Origin of the sequence: Actinomadura alba, from assembly GCF_014323705.1 — a bacterium.
Taxonomy (GTDB): domain Bacteria; phylum Actinomycetota; class Actinomycetes; order Streptosporangiales; family Streptosporangiaceae; genus Actinomadura_C; species Actinomadura_C alba.
Window position 1 is genome coordinate 22,647 of record NZ_JABVEC010000047.1, and the last position, 21,655, is coordinate 44,301.

The window sequence follows — 21,655 nt, forward strand, 5'->3', positions numbered from 1 at the left end:
GGTGGTGTCGCAATGGGCGTTTCGCCTGGGCGCTCGACGGAAGCCTACGGTGATCGCCAACCGCTCGGCCACGCCGTCTCCGCACGCCGACCGTCGCCCATGTCGCTCGACCTGTCCCGCGCCTCGCCAGACCTGCGATGTCAGTGGATCAAGGATCGTGGCACCTCCAGCAACCCCGATCCTTGATCAAATCCCTAGCCCCCGCTCGGGCGTTCCGGTTTGGTGCTGTGCAGGGTCATTGGACAAGTTCGCTGAGGGGCGTCGCCGGGTGCTGGGTCGCTCGCCGGCACCCCTGTGCTCTGCGAATAAGTGCATGATCACGCCTGGACGGCCACCACCCATAAGCCCACAAGAACCCCCACAACCGTGATCATGCAGTTAATCGCGCCGCAACGCCCTCCTATAGCGCGAACAACTGCGTGATCACGACGGGGAAGAGGGCTAACCCGCCCGGCGCTTCCCCGGCACGGCGACTCGTGCAGCGTCAACTCCATGTCGACCGGCGCCGGGCCACGCGGGGCCCATCGCCCATGTCGCTCGACCTGTCCCGCGCCTCGCCAGACCTGCGATGTCACTGGATCAAGGATCGTGGCACCTCCAGCAACCCCGATCCTTGATCAAATCCCTAGAGGGCGGGCAGGTCCTCCTGGCCACGGCCGACAGCCGCGGACGCAAAGGAACTCGTGAGGTGGCGCACCAGCACGACCCTAGAAGAAATAAGTAGAAATAATCGGACTCAACAGTGTCCGTGGCCAACCTGCTCGACCGGAACGAACTCCTCCGACCGGCGGCGGTTCGATCTGACCGACGCGCAATGGGCGATCCTGCAGCCGCTACTGCCCGTTCCCAGACGGCCAGTTCCCCACACGGCCGTGCCGGCAGTCCGGCGTCCGTGCAGCCGCATCGGTGGGCCGTGCGTGAGACCCGTCCCGTCAGAAAAGAGTGTCGCCGTTCGTTCTGGCCACCTTGCGGATCTCCTCAGGAGAGGGACCTGTGATGTCGCGGAGCCTCGCGCCGGTCAGATTCGTTTTGAAAAGGTTCGCGCCGCTCAGGTCGGCGCCGGACAAGTCCGACCGGGACAGATTCGAGCCGTTCAGGATCGCGCCGACCAGGACCGCGTTGATGAGATCCGCGCCGGTCGGGGTCGCGCGGGCCAGGTACACGCGGGTCAGGTTCGCTTCGCTCAGTATCGCGCCGGTCAGATCCGCGTTGGCCAGGTTCGCGCCGGTCAGGTCGGCACCGGTCAGATTCGCACCGGCCAACTTGGCACTGTGCAGATCCGTATTGGCCAGGTTCGCGCCGGCCAGGTCGGCACCGGTCAGATCCGCGTAGCGCAAATTCGCCCTGCTGAGGTCACCCTCGACGACCTGCGCGTGGGGCAATCGGACCCGGTGCAGATCAAGACGCCGGGATTCGCGCGCGCGGTCCAGACGAACGAGAACGGCCAGCGCCGCCTGTACATCGGTGGCGGGTTCCTCAGTGACCTCGGTGCCAGGAGCCGGGTCGTGTTCTCGAATCAAGGAGGTCAGGAGCGCGGTGATCGTCGGATCATCACGGTCGGAGTCCGCTGCGATCCGCTCCAGGGTGTAGATGGCGCCCAGGCGAACGTCGCGCTTGTCCGAGCCGAGTTGTTCGACGGTTCTGGTGAAGCGATCGGTCGCCTGGTTCTCTTGGGCGGTGCGGAGGGTCAGCGCGGTAGCGATCAGGCTTCCTGCGGTGAAGAGAACTCCGAACAGGATGCCGACGCTGTGGAGCTTCTGATGCATGCTCTGCCGTTGCCGGTGTATCAGTTCGACGCGCTCTTTGACCGAAAGCGTGTCGAGTTCGTCTTGCGTCGGCTCCGGGATCCGGATGGGCCGCAGTCGTCTTCGGGACGGCCGGCCCTCGAGATCCCCATCGGCGGCGTTGCCAATGCGGTCACCTGGTTCGAATTTGCCAGGAGTCTTCACTTTGCGCACGGTACGGATTCGCGCCCTTGACGATCGGTTCACGGCCGATTGTGGCCACCCCGGCGATCGCCGCACAGCAAAGAGGACCCGCCCGCCCGGCGTCGAAGCGGCCGGCGTGACCTGCGGCCGCGAAACGAACGGGTGCCTCGCGGTCAGTGCGGCGGCGACCTGTTCAGGTGGCGGCATCGTGATCCTCGCGCGGCTTCGGGCCGAGCCTGGCCCAGGTGACCTTGCCGATGCCGTCCCCGCCGCGCCGCCATCAACTATGGCCAGTGCGTTGAGCTGGCTGCGGTGTCCGGTGTGGTCGGCGTACGGGACAGCAAGCAGGGCGGTGATGGTCCCGTCCTGGAGTTCAGTCGCGCTGAGATGTCCACGTTTCTGGATGCGCTGAAAGCCGGCCACCTCGACCGCTGATCTGGTGGCTACCGCTGGGTGAAGACCTCGATCCAGAACCGTTGCCGGTCGGCGTCGGAGCCGATGAGGTAGGTGGCCTTCAGCTTGGGCGGCAGCAGCGGCGCCAGCCGGGCGACGGCGTCGCGGTGCTCGCGCAGCTGAGGCAGCTCGGAGTTGGCGAGGACGCGGTGCACGATGTCGGTGGAATCGGTGCCCTCCGGGCTCTCGTCGGCCGCCTGGCGCAACCGCTCCACCCAGGCGTCCACGTCGCCCGCCAGCTCGCGCAGCCCGGTGACCTGACGCGACGCCAGCCGTGCCTCCAGCGCGGTGAGCGGCACCGGAGCGTACTCCCCGTCACCCAGATAGATCTTGGCGAGCTCGAGCGGCATACCGCGTCCGTGCAGTTTGATCAGCCGCTCCAGGGTGCGTTTGGTGATCCACGCCCGGCCCTCGTCGTCGATGTCGTTCTTCCACCACTCGAGGACGGTCTCGGCGACCCTGCCGTAGCGGCCGATCAGCCACTCGTTCGCCGGAATGTCGTCCGGCGTGACCTGTAGCGAGACGGTGAAGCGGGAGGCCTGAGCGATGGTGTTGCGGGCCACGAGCAGCTTGCGGCCGAGGTGGTACGGAGGGTTCTGCAGCGCGATCTGGGCCCGCAGACCCTCGATCCGGCGGCCCGCCAATGACCACTCCTGGGTGATCTCCATGAGCCGGGCGAAGGTGGCCTTGTCCTTCGGCCGGTTGTACTCGTCCCACACGATGGCCTTGTCATCCGGTCCGGTGAACGACTGGGCGAGCAGGTTGTCGAGCGTGCCGTCGGTGGTCGGCACCGGGGCGCAGAGGTCCTCCACGTTGGTGACCGGCAGCGAGAAGTAGAGCGGATCGCCACCCAGTTCCTCGCGTACCACCTCCTTGACGACCTCGGTCTTGCCGCAGCCGGGCGGGCCCTGGACGAGCACGGTCCAGCGGTTGCGCAGGGCCGTGCGCACCGCCCGGCGAACCGCGTCCGGCACGTGCGCCGGATCGGGCACGTCCGCGCCCGCGCGGCGAAGCTCACCGGCGATGCGCTCCAGGATCGCCGGTGCCTCGTCGGCACCCGGGGTGCCGTCGCCGGTGGTGCCGGCCAGCGCGAGCCGGTCTCCGTTCAGCAGCGGCAGACCCCAGATCAACGGGAACCCGGCGAGGGCACAGTCCAGTACGTGCTCCAGCGTGCGCGGGGACAGTAGCCGGCGCAGTTCGGCGGGCAGCGACGCCCACACCCGGAAGACGCCGGTCAGGTCGAGGTCACGGAACCTGCGGGCGAGCGCGACCCGCCACGCGGTGTCGGCCGCCGTGACCTGGAGCGTCGCCATCCGGTCCAGAATCGCCAGGTCGGAGCGGCGGGCCGCCGTCTCGTTGAGGGACTCGTTGTCGGTGAGGAAGACGCCGACGCAGCCCAGTGCTCGCAGATCGTGCTCGCCCAGCGTCCAGGAGCAGGCCACCTGCATCAGCTGTGACTGGATGGTGTCACCGGCCTGTAGCGAGTCGTCGATGAGCAGCACGAACGGCCGCCCGGGCTTCAGCCGGCGCATGATGAGCTGGCGCAGCACCAGCTCGCCGTCCTGCTTGACGGGCGCGTTCACGAGCAGGTCGTCGGGGGTGAGGTTGGCGGCCGGTACGTACACCAGCCGCACGCCGTCATAGGCCTCGCGGACATGCGTGAAGAAGGTCGAGGTCTTGCCGATGCCGTGCTCGCCGAACACCTGACCGGTGATGCCCAGATCGATCATCGCGTCGATGAAGCCGGCCAGTGCCGACCCGCCCGTCCAGTCGCGCGGCGGCTCCGGGTAGGTGGCGGTCGGCCGCCAGCGCGGCGTGCCGCGCAACTCGGCCGGTGCGATCGTCACGTCTGGTCCCCTCATCGTTCGGCGGATGCCTCGCGAACAACTGCATGATCACGGCAGAGAGTTCCCTGCCGTGATCATGCACTTGTTCAAGTACACCCGGACACGGCCCTCTAGATCACTGGATTTAATGGCGCCATGCGCGAGGAAGATCTGCGGACCTGCCTGAGAGTGCTCGCCGAGTTGGCCGACGCTCCCCCTGACGACCCGGATCTTCGCGCCGTCCGCAGGGCCGTGAGCGCCTTCGTGAAGAGAACAAGAGAGCGGGAGCGGGACCGGGACCGGCGGCGGCGCTCCGACGCGGACGCCGCGTTGCTGGCGACCACGGCCACCGGTGCCACGGACCGGGTGGAAGGGGTGCCGGTGTCGCCACGGCTTCCACCGGACGGGCCGGCTCTCACCCCGGCCGGCCGGATGGGCGGTGTTCCGGCGCCTTCACCGGGCACGGCGGAAGCGCCCCGCCGGATCGGCGGCCTGCTGGCGTGCTACGTGTGCAAGGCGCACTTCCGGCAGATCGACGACTTCTATCACCGGCTGTGCCCGCCGTGCGCCGAGGAGAACAGGCGCCGCCGGTCGGCCCGCACCGACCTGTCCGGCCGCCGGGCGATCGTCACCGGCGGCCGGGTCAAGGCGGGCTTCGAACTCGTGCTGAGGCTGCTGCGCGACGGCGCCGCGGTCACCGCCCTCACCCGGTTTCCGCACGACGCGCGGCAGCGCTTCGCCGCGATGGCCGATCACGCGGACTGGTCCGAACGGCTGACGATCACCGGTATCGACCTGCGCGACATCCCCGCGGTGGTGCGATGGTGCGACGAACAGGTCGCGGCCGGGGAGCCGCTCGACATCCTGGTGAACCACGCCGCGCAGACCCTGCGCCATCCGCCGGAGTCGTACGCGGCGCTGCTCGCCACCGAGCGGGCGGCGGCCGCCCTGGAGGCGGCGCGGGGACCGGATGCCGGGGAACCGGATGCCGGGGAACCGGATGCCGGTGGTTCGGGTGCAGGTGGTTCGGGTGTCGGTGGTTCGGGTGTCGGTGGTTCGGGTGTCGCGACGCTGAGCGCGGTGCCGGGGATCGTGGACGTCGCCGGGCTGCTCCCGGACCGCTCACCGGTCAACTCGTGGACCCACCTGGTGCACGAGGTCGATCCGGTGGAGCTCATCGAGGTGCAACTGATCAACGTGACCGCGCCGTTCCTGCTGCTCGGCCGCCTGCGCCCGCTGCTGACGGCCTCGCCGTGGCCGAGGCGGTACGTCGTGAACGTCTCGGCGGTCGAGGGGCAGTTCGACCGGACGTACAAGGGGCCCGAGCATCCGCACACCAACATGGCCAAGGCGGCGCTCAACATGCTGACCCGTACGACCGCCGACGAACTGGCCGGCCACGGCGTCTATGTCACCAGCGTGGATCCCGGTTGGTTCACCGACCAGCAGCCCGAGCCCGACCGGTATCGCCGCACCGCCGCCGGCTTCCGGCCGCCCCTCGATGTCGTGGACGCGGCGGCCCGCGTCTACGACCCGATCGTGCGGGGTGAGCAGGGCGACCCCCCGTACGGATGCTTCCTGAAGGACTATCGCGTCACGCCGTGGTGATCCGGCCGAGAAACACCCGGGACAGTACGGGTGGTCTTATGCCATGCCGATAACTGCTAAACGTTTGTTAACCCTAACATAAGTGGTGGCACTCCGCAGATTTGCCCCACTTTTCGCAGGATCGGCGGAAACGCATAAAAGGCCACTGACTCCTGCTAACTTCTCGTCCTGACCATGATCTTTCTTCTGGAGACAGGTAAGGTGACAAGCGAAGATGAGAAAGAGCTCGGCCGTACTGGCGGCCGGCCTGGGGGTCATTCTCACCACAGCCGTTGTTGCGGTCGTGACGTCTGACGAGACCAATAATGCCGCTGTTTCAGCCGCAGCCGGGGCGGACACCAGCTGGAACATTGCGCGGAGCAGCACCTACTCCGGCAGCAGCCAGATCAGCGACATCACCGCCACGCCGGATGGCGGCATGTGGTCGGTCGGGAATCTGACGACTCAACAGCAGCCTCTCGTGGAGCGTCTCACCCCCCAGGGCTGGACTCGGCTGGCTATTCCAGCGAGTATGCACAACGTCAGGCCGACCGTTATCGGCGCCTCGTCGGCCGCCAATGTCTGGCTGGGCGGAACACAGACCACCACCGGGGACAACCGGCTCCTGCGCTGGAACGGCAGTAGCTGGTCGTCGATCCCGATCAAGAACGCCTTCAGTCTCTACGGCCTGGCGGTGCTGAGTGCCCAGAACGTATGGGCGATCAGCACCAGTCAGACGAGTCCGACCCCGCACGCCCAGCAGTGGAACGGCACGAGCTGGCGCGATCACACGCTCGGGATCACCCCCAGGGCGATCGGCGCGTCCTCGCCGTCCAATGTCTGGGTGGTCGGCCTCGCGGCAGGGCAGCCGGCCGTCACGCGCTGGAACGGATCAGCGTGGAGCACCGTGCCGTTTCCCGAGATCCCCGGCATCGTGAGTTCCGAGATGGCTCCCGCCTTCCGGGATGTTCAGGTCATCTCCGACAGGGACGTATGGGCCGTGGGTTCCATCCCGGTCAAGGACAGCACGGGAAAGCTCACCACTCGATCGCTGTTCGCGCACTGGGACGGTAGCGACTGGTCCACCCAACTCGGTGCGAACGGCACTGGCTACACCGAGATCGAGCAGGACGGGGCCGGCGGCCTTTGGCTCAGGCATGGGACGGTGATGCGGCACCGCACCGCCGGTGGCGTCTGGACGACGGAGAACCTGGCGGTTCCGACAGGGAAGAAGGGCACCGTGTACGGTCTGGCCCTGCAGCCGGGGACCAAGACCGTCTGGGCGGTCGGTCTCACCCAGCCGGGCAGGGAGAGCTCGTTCGACGGGGTGTACTGGCGCAACAACGACTGAGCGGCAAAAGACCGTCCGACCGGCGTAGATCTGCCCGGACGTGTCGAGATGGCGGAGACGCCTGCCGACCTGCTCATACGGCCGGCCTGCTCACTTAGAGGCCGCAGGTTGAAATCCTGCCCCCGCTAGCAGGCAAGAGGCCCGGAGGGCGATCCTCCGGGCCTCTTGCCGTCTCCGTCATGAAACCGCGAGTGCCCGAACGCCGCAGGGCGAACGCCCTGCCGCTTCGCGAGGAGGTCGTCCGTCCACAGCGGACGGCAAAAGGCAAAGGCAAGGAGGGTACCCACTCCTTGCCACTCTTAATTTATAGCGCCCTGGGGGGCTTGCGGCAAGACCCGGGTCGTGCCGCAGAATCGTCGGCCGAGGCCAGAACCTGCGGAAACGGGGTCGCGATATGCGTGTGTTGTTGTCGACGATCGGGTCGCGCGGGGACGTCGAACCGACGGTGGGACTCGCGGTGCGGTTGCGGGCACTCGGCGCGGGGGTGCGGGTGTGCCCGCCGCCTGACGGCGCGGAGCAGCCGGCCGAAATACAACCTTGTTGAATGGGGGGGTTTCATGATTGACGTGATCGTTGCCGGCGGCGGACCGACCGGTTTGATGCTGGCCGGCGAGTTGCGGCTGCACGGCGTGCACGCGCTCGTGCTGGAGAAGGAGGCGGAGCCGACCGGGTATGTCCGCGCGCTCGGTCTGCACGTGCGCAGCGTCGAGGTGATGGACCAGCGCGGTCTGCTGGAGCGGTTCCTCGCGCTCGGCCGGCAGTTCAAGGTCGGTGGCTTCTTCGCCGGCATCACCAAGTCGTGGCCCGACCGGCTGGACACCGCACATCCGTACGTCCTCGGCATCCCGCAGCCCACCGTCGAGCGCCTGCTGGCCGAGCACGCCACCGAGGTCGGCGCCGAGATCCGACGCGGCTGCGAACTGGTCGGGCTGAGCCAGGACGAGGACGGGGTGACCGTCGAGCTGGCCGACGGCACGCAGCTGCGCTCGCGCTACCTCGTCGGCTGCGACGGCGGCCGCAGCACGGTGCGCAAGCTGCTCGGCGTCGGCTTCCCCGGCGAGCCCGCCAAGGTCGAGACGCTGCTGGGCGAGATGGAGGTGACCGAGGATCCGGCGACGGTTGCCGCCATCGTCGCGGAAGTCCGCAAGACCCAACCGCGGTTCGGCGCCATCCCCCTCGGGGACGGGGTGTACCGCCTCATCGTGCCCGCCGAAGGGGTGGCCGAGGACCGCACGGTTCCGCCGACCCTCGAGGAGTTCAAGCAGCAGCTGCGGGCCTTCGCGGGCACCGACTTCGGCGCGCACTCACCGCGCTGGCTCTCCCGCTTCGGCGACGCCACCCGGCAGGCCGAGCGCTACCGGGTCGGCCGGGTGCTGCTGGCCGGCGACGCGGCGCACATCCACCCGCCGACCGGCGGGCAGGGGCTCAACCTCGGCATCCAGGACGCGTTCAACCTCGGCTGGAAACTGGCCGCCGAGGTCGGCGGCTGGGCACCGGAGGGGCTGCTGGACAGCTACCACACCGAACGGCACCCGGTGGCCGCCGACGTGCTGGACAACACCCGCGCGCAGATGCAGCTGCTGTCCACCGAGCCGGGTCCCCAGGCAGTGCGCAGGCTGGTGTCGGAGCTGATGGACTTCGAGGAGGTGAACCGGTACCTGATCGAGAAGATCACTGCGATCGGGGTTCGCTACGACTTCGGCGAGGGGCATGAACTGCTCGGCCGGCGGATGCGGGACGTGGAGCTGAAGCGGGGTCGCCTCTACGCGCTGATGCACGGCGGCCGCGGGCTGCTGCTCGACCAGACCGGCCGGCTCTCGGTGGCGGGCTGGGCAGAGCGGGTCGACCACGTCGTCGAAGTCAGCGAGGAACTGGACGTGCCCGCGGCGCTGCTGCGGCCGGACGGCCACGTGGCGTGGGTCGGCGAAGACCAGCAGGATCTGCTCAGCCGGCTGCCCAAGTGGTTCGGCGCTGCCGCCAGCTGAACGCGCAGGAAGACCGTGGTGGCGCTGCACCGCGTCATTCTGTTCTAAGAGTCCATCTGTTCTAAGAGTCCATACCGCCCACCGCGCCGGAGGTCATCAGCAACTCGGGCAGGGTTCCGACGAAACCGTCGCGCAGCAGCCGCAGCGCCACCATCCAGGCCTCCGGTCGGCCGCCGATGTGCACATGGACGAGTTCGGCCAGCCGGCGAAGCACCCTCGGGTCGGGCATCGCGTTGCGATCGGGCGCGAGCACCGCGTCCGCGCTCACCAGGCCGAGCACCTGGTCGGCAGTGAGCTCGTCCCCGTGGCGGCGCAGGGCGGCCGCCACCGGCTCGCCGTAGACGGCCGCCGGATCCCAGTGCGCGCGCACCTGAGGATCCCGGAGCCGCCGGCGCGGGCCATGCCCGGTCTCGTCGACGAAGAAGGGACGCAGCGGCGCGTCGCCGATCCGGCCGGTCAGCGCGCGGACCGCCGCGATGCCGCGCATTCCCGGCAACCACAGTGACTCCGCGAAGAGGGCGAGCGGCTCGGCGGGCAGCAGTTCGACGACCTCCTCGGCGGTCAGCGTGCCCGCGACGAGGCCGTTCCCGGCGACCTTGACGACGCTCAGCGCGCCGGTCCGGGAAAGGTGCTCGCAGGCCGCGGTGAGCAGTTCGGGTGTCGGATCGCAGATCAGCGACGCGAGTTCCGGATGGTCGGCGATGACCAGCCGGAGCAGGTCGGACGGGGTGTCGGTGCGCAGCGCCATCACCCGCGCGACGGGCCGGGGCAGCGGCCCGTCGGCCCGCCGCCGCCGCGGCTCGTCCGCCAGCACCGTCGCCCAGTCGACCCGGGGGATCGCCGGGTGCCGCCGATCCACGATCGTGCGGACCAGGGCCGGGCTCTCCTGTCGCCATGGCTCGCGGGCGACGGTGTCGGCGAGCTCGGCCACCGACCGCAGCCACTCGGGCCGCCGCACCCGCTCGGCGAGTGAGCGCAGCCGGGCGGCGCCGTCCGCGCCGGCCAGGGCGGCCTTGACGTACGCCCGGACGCCCGGTTCCGAGCCGTCCGGTCCCCAGCGAACCTCCGGCAGCAGGTCGGAATCGAGCAGTTCCTGGAGCGCCGAGCGGCGGCCGGCGTCCAGCAGCGTCCGGCAGGCGCGCAGGGCACCGTGCGGGTCGGCTCCGCGCCCCAGAGCGCGGAGCGCGTGACCGGCGAGATCGGGATCGGCCGCGTGCAGCAGCGAGGGCAGCAGCCGCCCGGCCGTGGCCTCGTCGGCGCCGCCGTGCAGGAGCTCCCACAGGTACGGCGGGAAGGGAACCGGTGAGACGCCGTCCGCGCGCGAGGTCTGATGGGCGAGCTGCCGGCGCAGGTTCCGGGAAGCGCGCTCCGACACGAAGAGCGTGAGGTTGATCTCGGGGTCGTCGAGATCGAGGAGGCGGCCCAGCAGGCTGGACGCGTGGTCCGAGATCGCGTCGCCGGGCAGCCTGGAGTCGCGCAGCGACTCCAGCAACAGAGCCCGGTCCGGCCGCCGCAGCATCGCCTCGGCGATCATCCGGTTGGGCATGCCGTGGCTGACGTGCGCGACGGAGGCGCGCTCGTGCCGCAGGTGGCCGAGCAGGGCGTCGAGCTCACCGGGGGTCGCGAATCGCAGCAGCCCGGCGGTGCAGGCGTAACTGTCCGACGCCCGGAGGTAGGTGGCGGTCGCAGAGGTCACGAGCCGACACCGTACGGGGTGATCCACACCCGCCGCCAGTGAGTGATCACAGCCGGGCCGCGCCTACGCGGAGCGCACGCGGTGGCAGGCCATCGGCGGGTGCCGCCGCTCCGGCCAGTCGTCGCCGCCGGGAGTGATCAGCCAGATCCATTTGTCCGGTTCGGCCGGGGTCATCTGGGCTGCGTGGCCGTCGGTGACCATGATGACCGCGTCGGGGTGCTCGTCGAGGCGCTCGCCCTTCACCGCGAGACGACCCTCGACGTAGTCGCGGACGACACCGAAGTTCGTGCCGCCCCCGCCGTACACGCGTTCGCCCGGCCGGAACGGCATCACCACCGCGTCGAAGCTCAGCCAGTGCGCCTCGACGCCGTCGATCCGGCCGACCAGCTCGGTCAGCCACTCGACCACCTGGTCAGGCATGGACCCGGACGTGTCGAGCGCGATCACGATGGTCTTGACCCGCTCGGGCCCTCGGCGGGCCAGCATGGGGTCGTGGCCGAGCGCCGCGAGGAGCGCGCCGCGCTTCTTCGGGTAGACGAGCCGCTCGCCCTCGCGCAGCTTGGATGCGAGCACGTCGACCAGCCACTGCTGCCACCAGTCGACCCGCCGGGTCGGCATGGTGACACCGCGCAGGGCATGCGCGCCGAGATCGCCCCACAGCCGGTCGACGCGTTCACCGGCGCCCTCGGTGCGGCGCAGCAGGTCGAGCAGTTCTTCGCGGGCCGCGCCGTTGCCACGCCGGGCGGCGATGAGCACGCTGCGCAGCACGTCGGAGGTGACGCGGTCGACCGTCTCCTGGTCGAGACCGGTGTCGTCCAGGAGCACGTGAACGCAGGCCGGGCCGGGCACGGGCGGATGCCGCATCCGGCCGAGCTCCCGGTAAACGCTCATGTCGGTGGCGACGAACTGCGCGAAGTCGAGTGAGCCGACGCCTTGAGCGTCGAGGTCGGCGCGGTAGGCCCGGTGGATCTCCTCGGGATCGATGCCGACCGGCTCGCCGTCGATCGTGGGCAGGCCGGTCTCGCGCAGCCGCATTTTGGCGACGTGGTTGATGGTGACCTCGCACGCCAGGGTGAAGACCGGATCCTCGCGCAGCTCCCGGTCGGCGAACAGATGCCGCTGGACCAGGTGCCGGGCCTCGTGGAAGAGGACGAACCGCACGCCCTCCAGGCCCAGCGCGACGAAGAAGTCCGGGTTGTAGAGCAGCACGCAGGTGCCGTCGCCCGAGGCGAGCACCGCCGCGGTGCCGACGGCGGTGGTGGCGATCTGGTGATGGCATTTCGTGTAGATCCACGACGCGATGGCGCTGTGCGTCATACCGAGATCGAGCAGCGCCTGTTCCTTCAGCCGCCGGGCCTCCTCGACCGTATCGGGGTCGGCCGGCCGCCACCGCTCGAGAGCGCGCCGGTCGGTCAGCTCCACCACCGGCAGTCTCGGCCGGACCCGGTCTCCGTACGCCATGTGCCCAACCATTCCGGCCGCGCGGACGTATCTCCAGCGGTTTTTCGGGTTGACAGTAATGGGCGCCATACGTTGATTTAGAGAGGATTGCAACCTTGCTGCAACAGCGCCGTCAGTATGACGGTATGGGAAGTTGACGTTAGCCTCGAGGGGAAATCGATTGGGGGATGATGGTGGCGTCTTCGAAACGGGAACTTCCTCGCTTCGATCCGACGGTTCCCAACGAGGCTCGCGTCCTCGACTTCATCATCGGTGGCAAGGACAACTTCGCCGTCGACCGGGAGGCCGCCGAGAAGGTGCTGGAAGTGGCCCCGAACCTGCCGTTGCTGATGCGCGAGAGCCGCAAATGCCTCGGGCGCATGGTTCGCTTCCTGGCACAGGCCGGCATCCGGCAGTTCGTCGACATCGGTTGCGGGCTGCCGACCCGTGGGAACGTCCACGAGATAGCGCAGGCGGCGGCACCCGGCTCGCGGGTGGTCTACGTGGACAACGATCCGGTGGTCGTGGCACACGCCCAGGCGCTGCTGGTCAGCAATGACGACACCAGCGTGGTGCAGGCCGACGCCCGCGACGTCGAGCACATCCTCACCCACCCCGGCCTGACCTCGCTGATAGATCTGAAGCAGCCGGTCGCGTTCCTGCTCATATCACTGCTCCACGTGATCCATGAGGACGACGTGGCGACCGGGATCGTCAAACGGCTGCGGGACGCCATGTCCCCCGGGAGTCACCTCGCCATCGCCCATGTGATCTCGGATATCTGCCCCGACGTGACGGCGGATCTCTGGAAGCTCTTTCGCCGCACGGACACCGACGAGAGTGAGCCGCGGTGCAACGCCCGGGCCAAGGCCGAGGTCGACCCCTACTTCGACGGGCTCGACCTCGTCGAGCCGGGAGTCGTGCACCTGCCCGCGTGGCGGCCCGACCCCGGCGAGCCCACAGTTCACCCGGCGTCGGTGTGGGTGGTCGGCGGCGTCGGCCGCAAGAACTGACCCTCAGGCCAACGCCTACGACCTGACCTCCGTGATGGACTCCCCCGGCTACGACGTCATCCACGAACTCGACCCGGACCGGGTCGCCGACGTACGCCAGATGCGCCAGTACGACACCGTCTTCGTCGACTGCCCGGGCAGCCTTGAAGGACGTGACATCCTCTCCCAGATCGTCAAGGCCTCCACCTTCGTGCTCATCCCCTACGACCACGAACCCGAGTCCGTCCTGCCCACCCTGCGAACCGCACGCCGAGTCGCAGAGCTCGGCATCCCCCATGCGGTGGTCGTCACCAAAGCCAACCCCCAGGTCGGCGCCGACCACGTGCTTGACGCCTGGAAGACCCTCAAGGACCAAGGGATCCCACACTTCCAGTCGTTCGTCCGGCTGTACCGGGCCTGGCCCAACAGCCTCAAGGCCGGCGTGCCGATCACCCGCTGGAGCGAGCGGCACTCCCCGAAGATCCGGGAAGTCATCGCCGCCGTCCACACCGAACTGCTACTGAACATCGGCCGGGTCGCCGGGGCCCACCGGTGATGACGGCAGCTTAGCCGTGCTGGCCCCACCTCGACATCGAGGGTGTGCCCGACCCGGAGCACGTTCCCTGGATCGACCCCGACCCATCTGGCCTGGCGAACGGCCCGGTGTCAGCGGCTTCACCGATCAGAAATCCTCCGCCACGTCGTCAGTTCTGTTAGTTTCCGCACCGGTGGAAGGATTGATGACCATGACCGACACCAGACCGCTGGGCGCCGACGAGGCCACGTTCCTCGCGGCGGTCTGCTCAGGCGACACGGCGCGGTTCGCACTCATCACGGAGCGCCACCGGCGTGAGCTGCAGGTGCACTGCTACCGGATGCTCGCGAACTACGAGGATGCCCAGGACCTGACGCAGGAGACGTTCCTGCGGGCGTGGAAGAAGCGGGAGTCGTTCAGGGGTCACGCTGCGCTGCGGACCTGGCTGTACCGGATCGCGACGAACGCCTGCCTCGACTTCCTGGAGAAGCGCAACGACCGCACACCCGTACCGTCCGAGCTGCCGGACCCCGGTTCCGAGGTGCTGTACCTGCAGCCCTACCCCGACCGGATGCTCCCGGAGGACCCGCAGGAATCGGTGGTGGCGCGGGAGACGATCGAGCTGGCGTTCATCGTCGCCGTCCAGCACCTGCCGCCGCGGCAGCGGGCGGTGTTCATCCTGCGCGACGTCCTCGGCTGGCCGGCGGCGAAGGCCGCCGACGCCCTCGAGCTGACCGTCGCATCGGTGACCAGCGCACTGCAGCGGGCGCGTGTGACGATGCGCGAGCAGCTGCCCGACCGCCGCCTCGATTGGCGGAGCCCCGCCACGCACGAGCTGTCGAATGACGAGCGGGGCGTGGTGAAGTCGTATATCGACGCCCATGAGCGCAACGACCTCGACGGGCTGATGTCCCTACTGCGCGACGACCTGCGCTTCGCGATGCTGCCCGAGCCGGGAACCTCGGTCATCACGGCCAAGGACGCGGTGGACGGCTGGGTCTCCGGTGGGCTCTTCCAGCGCGGCCACGACGACTGGCGCTGTATCACCACGACGGTCAACCGCATGCCTGCCGCCGTGCTGTACCTCCGCACCCCCGACGACCCGGAGTACCGGCTATTTGCCATCGCGGTCCTGCACATCGTCGACGGGAAGATCGCCGAACTCACCGGCTTCGACGCCACCGACAAACCATGGCTGGACCTGCCCCCGACACTGTGATCACACGAAGTCCCCACCGTCGACGAGTCCAGCGCGCGGGCCGCCGTCACCGAAGTCACCGCGGAATGAGCACCCCGACCAGCTGAACACCAACGCGGCAACGCGAACACCAGCGCCCCGCCGGCAACGCCGGCGGGGCATCTTTATCCCCGAAGGACATCGTCACGATCAACGACGCCGTCGTCCTCATCTCCGGAGAGTCGGTGTCGGTCAACAGCTCACTCGGAACGCAAGGAAGGGCCCGGGGAAGGGTTCCCTCATAGCCGAGGGTCACGGTGAGCACGCCAGGAAGGATTTCGATCTGGCCTTACGAGCCGAGCATTTGGCTCTTGCTCATCGCCTCGTCTCGTATCGGGTCAGCAGCACGCCGCCGGGAAATGTCCGCGTCTCGACCAGGTTCAGGTTCACCCAGCTGTCCAGCGCCGTAAAGAACGGCGTGCCGCCGCCCACCAGGACCGGGTAGGTGACCAGCACGTACTCGTCGATCAGCCCGGCCCGCATGGCCGCTGCGGCGAGTGTGGCGCCGACGATGTCCATCGGGCCGCCGTCCTCGGCCTTGAGCCGGGTGATCTCGGCGACCGCGTCGCCGGTGACCAGGCGGGTGTTCCAGTCGACCTTGTCGATCGTCGAGGAGAACACCACCTTCGGCATGTCCCGCCAGCGGCGGGCGAACTCGATCTCCGCCGGGGTAGCGCCAGGCTGCTGGTCAGCGGTCGGCCATTGGGAACTCATCGCCTCCCACAGCTTGCGCCCGTACAGCGCCAGGCCGGTCGCCCCCACCCGGTCGGACCACCACTGGAACAGCTCGTCGCTCGACGACGAGTCCGGTCCCTCACCCCCACTCCAGCCGAGGTCGTCGCCGGGCGCGGCGATGTAGCCGTCCAGGGTCACATTCATGCCGAAGATCAGTTTCCGCATCATGCCAGCCTCTCGTGAGTCGATCTCACACGTACAGACGGGCGCGGCGCGGAAACCTAATCGGTGCGCGATCTGCGTCCGCAGGTAGTCCTCGCGTTCCGGACTCAGCACGGCGTACTCGGCGGGCTCGAGCACCACCGACCGGATCTCGATTTCACCCTCGCAAACGCCTGGTCACACAGCTACAGCACCGTGCCCTGTCACCGCGCTGGAGATCGCCAAGCAGTTCCCGACGCTGGGCATCTCGCTCGGCGACCAGCGGCCGCACGTGCGCCGCAAGATCCGCGAGTACCTACCTCTCTACCAGCGCCGACGCAGCTAAGCGTTGTTTTCAGCGCCTGCTACTGAAGGGTCAGTGGGGTCCAGCACCTTGCGTGGGGCCGCTACTGGGCCACCGCGTAGTCCGGCCCGGTCATCGCCGGCCTCCAGGTCTGCGCCCGGCGGGTCGCGTTCGGCCTGCCACCGGCCGAGCGCCTCGGCCGCCGCCAAGCGCCGCCAGGCCGAGGGCCGGATGCTCCCCGGCAAAAAGCACATCGGCCGGCCCCCCCGCGATCGGCCCTGCCGAACTGGCCGCGCTCCGCGACCTGATCGACAAGGGCGTCTCGGTCACCGAGGCCGCCCGCACCCTCAAGATCGGACGCTCGACCGCCTACGCCGCGCTCGCCGCGTAGCGGCTGCACCGACCGGTACGGGCGTCCGGGTGGCGCGAACTCACCGAAAGGGCATGGGAGTTTGCCCGTACGGGGACGGGTTCTAGCGGTTACGTTCGGCGCATGGGAATCATCGAGGCCGCGGCGTGGGGACTGTCCGGTGGACTGGCCGCCGGGCTGGTCTCGCTGATGACCGCGGTCGCCACGGCGGGCTTCCGCTGGCCCTAGCCCCCGGTGAAAGAGCTCGACATGGCCGCCCGGCTCGGGCCCGGCTGGACGCTGCGTCAGCGGGCCGGCGACGCCGAGACCATCACGTGGCTCGTCTCCTACCAGAGATCCCGCCCGGGGTGGCGGCGTTGGGGACGAGATATGAGACCGCGGCTGACACCGGCCGCCCCCTGTGAGGGCCGGGATCGGGTGGGGGGCGGCGGTGGAGGGACCCGTCAGCGGTTGAGATAGGCGAGCACGGCGAGCACCCGGCGGTTGTCGTCCTCGGAGACCACGAGGTCGAGCTTGGTGAAGATGTTCGCGGTGTGCTTGGCGACGGCCCGCTCGGTGACGACGAGCCGCTGCGCGATGGCGGCGTTCGAACGGCCCTCGGCCATCAGCGCGAGCACCTCCAGCTCACGCGGGCTCAGCCGGGTGACCGGCTCCTCGCGGGCACCACCGGCCAGCAGCCGGGAGATCACTTCCGGGTCCATCACGGTGCCGCCCGCCGCGACGCGGCGTACGGCGTCGACGAACTGGGCCGAGTCGAACACCCGGTCCTTCAGCAGGTAGCCGACCGCTCCGCTGCCGTCGGCCAGCAGCTCGCGGGCGTACAGCTGCTCCACGTACTGCGAGAGGACGAGTACCGGCAGGCCGGGTACCTCGCGGCGGGCCCGTAGCGCCGCCTGGAGCCCCTCGTCGGTGAAGGACGGCGGCAGCCGTACGTCCACGACCGCCACGTCGGGCCGCTGCTCGACCAGGGCGGTGAGCAGCGACGGCCCGTCCGCGACGGCGGCGACGATCTCGAAGTCATGCGCCTCGAGCAGGCGGACCAGCCCATCCCTCAGGAGGACGAGGTCCTCGGCGAGGACGACGCGCACGGCAACTCCAAGGTCACGATCGTGGGGCCGCCCTGGGGACTGTTCAGGGCGAGGACTCCGTCGAATGTACCGATGCGGCGCTCGATCCCGCGGAGCCCCGTGCCGTTCGCCGGCGAGGCGCCGCCGATCCCGTCGTCGGTGACGATGACGTGCAGGACGTCGTTCGCGTGCCGGATGTCGATCCAGACGCGCTGCGCGCCCGAATGCTTGGACGCGTTCGCCAGCAGCTCCGAGACCGCGAAGTAGGCGGCCGACTCCACCGGTGCGTCGAGCCGGTCCGGCAGGTCTATGTTGACCTCGATGCGCATCGGCAGGTCGAGCGCCAGGGCTCGGACGGCGTCGCCCAGGCCACGGTCGGCGAGTACCGGCGGATGGATGCCGCGGACCAGGTCGCGCAGCTCTCGCAGCGCGGTGGCCGACGACTCACGGGCCTCGGCCAGCAGGACCCTGGCCTTCTCCGGATCACGATCGAGGAGATGCTCGATCGCTCCCAGGCTCATGCCCATCGCGACCAGGCGGGCCTGCGCGCCGTCGTGCAGGTCACGCTCGATCCGGCGCAGCTCGTCGGCCTGGGTGTCCACGGCGTCCGACCGGGTCTCGGTCAGGTGCCGTACGCGCAGCGCCAACTCGGCCTCGGCGTTCGGCGCGAGCAGCAGCCGGGTGAAGCAGATGTCCATGCCGAGCAGCCGCGAGCCATTCTGCAGGCCGACCGCGACGTACACCACGCCGAGCGCCCCGGCCAACAGTGCGGTGCGGTCGTCGGTGACCGGCAGGAAGGTGTACCACTCCGTGCCGCCGGCGTTCAGGATCGGTCGCCACAGGCCGCCCGCCAGCATCAGGCCGTACAGCCCCTCGGAGATGAAGGCGGCGGGCAGCAGTGCCGTGAAGCCGGCGACGACCGGGTTGGTGAACATCCACAGCAGGTCCCGCCAGAACGCCTTGTCGGTGAGCGCCCACTGACACTGCTGCCACTGGCCGGCGAAACCGGGCTCGGGTACGGGACGAGGCCGGTACGGCCGTGCGATCGGCGTGCCCGACCAGCGTCCGGTGAGGTCCCGGGTGAAATCGGCGAGACGGCGCACCGCCGACGCGGCGGTGGGCAGCAGAACGACCCCGATGCCGAGCCCGATGAGAGCGATCGTCAGCACGGTCGCGCAGAACAGCGCCAGTCCGGCGGTCGTGCTCAGGACGTACAGCGCGAACCCGCGCCTCGCCGCGACGCCGCCTTCTCTGGCCTTCTCCAGAATGTCCGCGGTCATCGGTTTTCTCGTCACAGTGCCCTGCCCGTCGCCGCTCATCCGTACGCCCCTCACCCGTGGTCGCTCGCCCGGTCGGCGCTCGCCTGTCGCTGTTCGTCGGATTTCAGTGTGGCGAGCGGGCCGGCGGAACGCATTGGCCGTGACCCCCCGGTGCGGGGTGTATCTAGGTCCACCACGACCGGTTCCACTACGACCGGTCCACCACGACCTCGCGGTCCTGCGGCAGGGCGCAATCGTCCACACGGTGCGCACGATCGTCCACGCCCCTTCGCCTACCGTCACGGTGCGGCGGGACAGCCGCTGGGGGCACGTGCCGAATCGTGCGGGGGCGAGCACCGCAGGAGGTGATCCGACCTGGGGACGCCGGGGGACTCCGACGCAACCTCGACGCACCTTGCGTCCTCTCCGCAAGCCACCCCCTCAGAACGGAGAACCAGCTCATGAGAAGGTCCATCAAGCGGATCCGCCCGGCGGGCATGGCCGCTCTCGCCACCGCCGTGGCCGCCGGTGCACCGGCGCCCCCCGCTCCTTTCGTTGACTCGTGGCGTGTCGGGGTCAAGTCTCGCCCGGAGACCCCGACACGCCACGACTCAACGCCGCTCCTGTGGGCCATCCGGTCGCCGTGCGCCCACGGACGCAGGCGGCACGCGCATGCGCGAACGGATGTTCGCGGTGACGAACCCGATGGTCGGGTGACGACCGGCAGACATTCCAGGCATCCATTTACGGGAAGAAGAGGCTTTCCGAGGGCAGGCGGTGTCGCAGCGGGACGGTAGCCCGCCGGTCGGGCACCGGCAAGAGAGCGATTCCGGGTACCGCGACTCGGTGATCGATGGGTGGTCATCCCAATAGCCTGGTCAAGAGGGGTCATGGGTTGGTTGCGGCTGTTGATGACGGCAATGAAACGCTGATTGATTCGCGTGGTAATCAAGAGACGAGCGGGACTGCGTGGACCATGGCCAAGAATGACGTGCTCGTGAAGGGCGATCCCCTGTGGCGGATGGCGGTCGGCGCCGAGCTGCGCCGGATCGAGGAGAACTGCGCCTGCGCGGCCCGGGGCCAGGCCGAGACCGTCAAGATCTGGCGGGCGGCGCACGTATGGCTCGGCACGTTCGCCGTCCTCACCGCCGGTGTGGCGGGCAGCGTCATGCTGGCCGCCCCGCGGTTCGCGGTGTGCTCGGGAACGCTCGCCCTGGTCGCGGCGATGCTCGCCACCGTGCTGAGCGTGGTCGGGCCGGCCCGGCGGGAGAGCCAGGCCGTGGAGGCCGCGAGGGCGTTCCAGGCCGTGGCGATGCTGTCCCGCCAGGCGCGGCAGGTCGATCTGCCCGGGCAGCCCTTCGAGCAGGCCCGGCACACCCTGGGAGAGCTCACCGAACGCTGGCAGAACGCCAACGGATCGGCGCTCCCCGCGCCACGGTGGGCACAGCGCCGCGCCGAGCGGGGCATCTTCCCTGACCTGGGCGACGACGCGATGTTCGACCGGATCAGCGACGTGGTCAGCGTCTTCGACCGCCCCCCGGTCGCCGAACAGACCTCCTAGCCCCGGGCTTTCGCCCAGGGGGTGGACGGATCTGATCGTTTAGCCGCGAAAGTGCCTTGAGCTGGGAGGATAGGACCTGTCGAAGGTCCTGTCCGCACCAGTCCGAAGGCACTTTCACGTGAATACCGGTGTTCGTTCCAAGATCGTGGTGTCCTCGGACGGTTCTGGGATCATCTCCCCCAGGCCGGTCGGCTGCTGCTGTTGGAGACCGTCTGCAAGACCGGGCTCCAACAGGTGCACGGCCCGGGCAGGACGTACGCCATGTAACCGCAAGGAGTGCCCATGTCCCAGCCAGCCCCTCTTGAGTTCGTCTCCGCCGATGGCCCCGTGCGTGAGCCGGTGACCAAGATCGGCGGGCAGCCGGTTTGGCTGGAGGAGCCACAGTGGCCGCTCTCGCGTGAGACCGGTGAACCCATGCGGTTCCTGGGTCAGTTCGCGCTTGACGGAGGCCGCCTCGCCTTTCTGTTCATGAGCGGTGGTGGTGACGACTACATCGACGGGACCTGGGAGCCCAAGGGCGGTGAGAACGCGCTGGTGATCCAGCCGGGTGGCCGCATACCAGGCTTCGTGACCATGCGGGCACAGGCCGAGGGGCCCACAGCAGGCACGGACCATCTGCCACACACACGTGAGCCGGAGGGGAAAGACGGCGCATGGCAGTTCCTCGGTGGACCCGGCGTCGAGCCGAACTGGCTGCTGGGCGAGGAGCAGCCGGGCACGCCGAGGGGCTGGCGGCTGGTGGTCCAGCTCACGGACGGAGCGCCTTTCTTCTTCAACTTCGGCGATGGCGGGATCGGTTACGCCTTCGTCTCGCCGGACGGCAAGGAGGGTCGCTTCCTTTGGCAATGCTCCTAAGGAGACAGCGACCACGGCCTCGTCCTCACGTGGCCGCGCGCCGGGGCCCTCAGTTCTGGAGGCGTTCATACATCGGAAGCATGAGTTCGAGTCGAGCCGCGAGTTGTGGCCGGCTGAGGTCGCGGTAGGCGCGCGCCCAGGGTGGGCGCAGCTGGGCGAACCGGTCGAAGTCGTCGTGGAAGGCGTCCGTGAGCTCTAGCAGGGCGGTTGCCGGGAATCCCGCGTCCAGCAGTCGGGCGGCATCGGCAAGGATCTCGTCCAACTCGCCGGACTGGCCCCTGTGCTCCACGGCCGGCGGTCGAAGGCTAGGTTTGGGTGACTGATCATGGCTGA

Annotated in this window: 18 protein-coding genes; 10 read left to right on the top strand and 8 right to left on the bottom strand. The window is 69.1% G+C overall.

Going from position 1 to position 21,655, the window contains the following annotated elements; genetic code table 11:
- Positions 1-932: 932 nt before the first annotated feature.
- On the bottom strand, positions 933-1,949 hold the full coding sequence (locus HKK74_RS35310) for a pentapeptide repeat-containing protein (RefSeq protein ID WP_187247770.1): 1,017 nt from the start codon (positions 1,947-1,949) through the stop codon (positions 933-935).
- 258 nt (positions 1,950-2,207) lie between these two features.
- On the opposite strand from HKK74_RS35310, the gene HKK74_RS35315 reads away from it, so the two are divergent.
- Positions 2,208-2,363 carry a DUF397 domain-containing protein gene (locus tag HKK74_RS35315; RefSeq protein ID WP_187247792.1) on the top strand — a complete coding sequence of 52 codons (156 nt, stop codon included), beginning with the start codon at positions 2,208-2,210 and terminating at the stop codon, positions 2,361-2,363.
- A gap of 8 nt (positions 2,364-2,371) precedes the next feature.
- On the opposite strand, the gene HKK74_RS35320 is transcribed toward HKK74_RS35315, so the two are convergent.
- Positions 2,372-4,228 (bottom strand): AAA family ATPase, encoded by a 1,857-nt coding sequence (locus HKK74_RS35320; RefSeq protein WP_312882098.1) that lies wholly within the window; start codon positions 4,226-4,228, stop codon positions 2,372-2,374.
- A 135-nt stretch (positions 4,229-4,363) separates the two neighbouring features.
- Here HKK74_RS35320 and HKK74_RS35325 point away from each other — a divergent pair, with 135 nt between their 5' ends.
- The 4 genes from HKK74_RS35325 (at position 4,364) to rox (ending at position 9,130) form a co-directional block, all read left to right on the top strand.
- Positions 4,364-5,815 carry an SDR family NAD(P)-dependent oxidoreductase gene (locus HKK74_RS35325; RefSeq protein ID WP_187247772.1) on the top strand — a complete coding sequence of 484 codons (1,452 nt, stop codon included), beginning with the start codon at positions 4,364-4,366 and terminating at the stop codon, positions 5,813-5,815.
- Between the two features lie 214 nt (positions 5,816-6,029).
- A complete protein-coding gene (locus HKK74_RS35330) occupies positions 6,030-7,145 on the top strand; it encodes a hypothetical protein (RefSeq protein ID WP_187247773.1) in 1,116 nt (371 codons plus the stop codon).
- 394 nt (positions 7,146-7,539) lie between these two features.
- Complete coding sequence (locus HKK74_RS35335) at positions 7,540-7,689, top strand: glycosyltransferase (protein WP_222723133.1); 150 nt, start codon at positions 7,540-7,542, stop codon at positions 7,687-7,689.
- A 13-nt stretch (positions 7,690-7,702) separates the two neighbouring features.
- Complete coding sequence (gene rox, locus HKK74_RS35340; protein WP_187247774.1) at positions 7,703-9,130, top strand: rifampin monooxygenase; 1,428 nt, start codon at positions 7,703-7,705, stop codon at positions 9,128-9,130.
- Between the two features lie 61 nt (positions 9,131-9,191).
- On the opposite strand, the gene HKK74_RS35345 is transcribed toward rox, so the two are convergent.
- Positions 9,192-10,826: a hypothetical protein gene (locus tag HKK74_RS35345; protein ID WP_187247775.1), complete on the bottom strand. Its 1,635-nt coding sequence runs from the start codon at positions 10,824-10,826 to the stop codon at positions 9,192-9,194.
- 63 nt (positions 10,827-10,889) lie between these two features.
- Positions 10,890-12,287, bottom strand: coding sequence for a vWA domain-containing protein (locus HKK74_RS35350; RefSeq protein WP_187247776.1), 1,398 nt, complete (start codon positions 12,285-12,287; stop codon positions 10,890-10,892).
- 173 nt (positions 12,288-12,460) lie between these two features.
- On the opposite strand from HKK74_RS35350, the gene HKK74_RS35355 reads away from it, so the two are divergent.
- The 3 genes from HKK74_RS35355 to HKK74_RS35365 all read left to right on the top strand — a co-directional run bounded on the left by HKK74_RS35355 (position 12,461) and on the right by HKK74_RS35365 (position 15,012).
- Positions 12,461-13,279, top strand: coding sequence for an SAM-dependent methyltransferase (locus tag HKK74_RS35355; protein WP_312882099.1), 819 nt, complete (start codon positions 12,461-12,463; stop codon positions 13,277-13,279).
- A 31-nt stretch (positions 13,280-13,310) separates the two neighbouring features.
- Entirely contained in the window at positions 13,311-13,814 is a 504-nt protein-coding gene (locus tag HKK74_RS35360) for a hypothetical protein (protein WP_187247777.1), read from the top strand.
- A gap of 190 nt (positions 13,815-14,004) precedes the next feature.
- The gene (locus HKK74_RS35365) at positions 14,005-15,012 is read left to right on the top strand and encodes an RNA polymerase subunit sigma-70 (RefSeq protein WP_187247778.1); all 1,008 of its coding nucleotides are present in this window, start codon (positions 14,005-14,007) and stop codon (positions 15,010-15,012) included.
- 333 nt (positions 15,013-15,345) lie between these two features.
- Here HKK74_RS35365 and HKK74_RS35370 read toward each other — a convergent pair whose 3' ends face one another.
- From HKK74_RS35370 to HKK74_RS40565, 3 genes are all read right to left on the bottom strand, one after another.
- Entirely contained in the window at positions 15,346-15,930 is a 585-nt protein-coding gene (locus HKK74_RS35370) for a dihydrofolate reductase family protein (RefSeq protein ID WP_187247794.1), read from the bottom strand.
- A 1,093-nt stretch (positions 15,931-17,023) separates the two neighbouring features.
- Positions 17,024-17,668, bottom strand: a complete 645-nt coding sequence (locus HKK74_RS35375; RefSeq protein WP_187247779.1) for a response regulator — start codon at positions 17,666-17,668, stop codon at positions 17,024-17,026.
- Entirely contained in the window at positions 17,632-18,927 is a 1,296-nt protein-coding gene (locus tag HKK74_RS40565; RefSeq protein ID WP_187247780.1) for a sensor histidine kinase, read from the bottom strand. Before HKK74_RS40565 ends, HKK74_RS35375 begins: the two co-directional genes overlap by 37 nt.
- A gap of 955 nt (positions 18,928-19,882) precedes the next feature.
- Here HKK74_RS40565 and HKK74_RS35385 point away from each other — a divergent pair.
- Together HKK74_RS35385 and HKK74_RS35390 are read left to right on the top strand one after the other, a co-directional pair.
- Positions 19,883-20,467 (top strand): SLATT domain-containing protein, encoded by a 585-nt coding sequence (locus tag HKK74_RS35385; RefSeq protein WP_187247781.1) that lies wholly within the window; start codon positions 19,883-19,885, stop codon positions 20,465-20,467.
- Positions 20,468-20,749: 282 nt separating this feature from the next.
- The gene (locus HKK74_RS35390; protein WP_187247782.1) at positions 20,750-21,322 is read left to right on the top strand and encodes a YwqG family protein; all 573 of its coding nucleotides are present in this window, start codon (positions 20,750-20,752) and stop codon (positions 21,320-21,322) included.
- Between the two features lie 49 nt (positions 21,323-21,371).
- On the opposite strand, the gene HKK74_RS35395 is transcribed toward HKK74_RS35390, so the two are convergent.
- Complete coding sequence (locus tag HKK74_RS35395) at positions 21,372-21,611, bottom strand: hypothetical protein (RefSeq protein ID WP_187247783.1); 240 nt, start codon at positions 21,609-21,611, stop codon at positions 21,372-21,374.
- Positions 21,612-21,655 lie beyond the last annotated feature (44 nt).

Excerpts from the sequence above, each read along its gene's own strand:
- HKK74_RS35350 (WP_187247776.1), bottom strand. The coding sequence starts at position 12,287 with ATGGCGTACGGAGACCGGGTCCGGCCGAGACTGCCGGTGGTGGAGCTG.
- HKK74_RS35335 (WP_222723133.1), top strand. The coding sequence starts at position 7,540 with ATGCGTGTGTTGTTGTCGACGATCGGGTCGCGCGGGGACGTCGAACCG.
- HKK74_RS35370 (WP_187247794.1), bottom strand. The coding sequence starts at position 15,930 with ATGCGGAAACTGATCTTCGGCATGAATGTGACCCTGGACGGCTACATC.
- HKK74_RS35365 (WP_187247778.1), top strand. The coding sequence starts at position 14,005 with ATGACCGACACCAGACCGCTGGGCGCCGACGAGGCCACGTTCCTCGCG.
- HKK74_RS35385 (WP_187247781.1), top strand. The coding sequence starts at position 19,883 with ATGGCCAAGAATGACGTGCTCGTGAAGGGCGATCCCCTGTGGCGGATG.
- HKK74_RS35390 (WP_187247782.1), top strand. The coding sequence starts at position 20,750 with ATGTCCCAGCCAGCCCCTCTTGAGTTCGTCTCCGCCGATGGCCCCGTG.
- HKK74_RS40565 (WP_187247780.1), bottom strand. The coding sequence starts at position 18,927 with ATGACCGCGGACATTCTGGAGAAGGCCAGAGAAGGCGGCGTCGCGGCG.
- HKK74_RS35325 (WP_187247772.1), top strand. The coding sequence starts at position 4,364 with ATGCGCGAGGAAGATCTGCGGACCTGCCTGAGAGTGCTCGCCGAGTTG.
- rox (WP_187247774.1), top strand. The coding sequence starts at position 7,703 with ATGATTGACGTGATCGTTGCCGGCGGCGGACCGACCGGTTTGATGCTG.
- HKK74_RS35330 (WP_187247773.1), top strand. The coding sequence starts at position 6,030 with ATGAGAAAGAGCTCGGCCGTACTGGCGGCCGGCCTGGGGGTCATTCTC.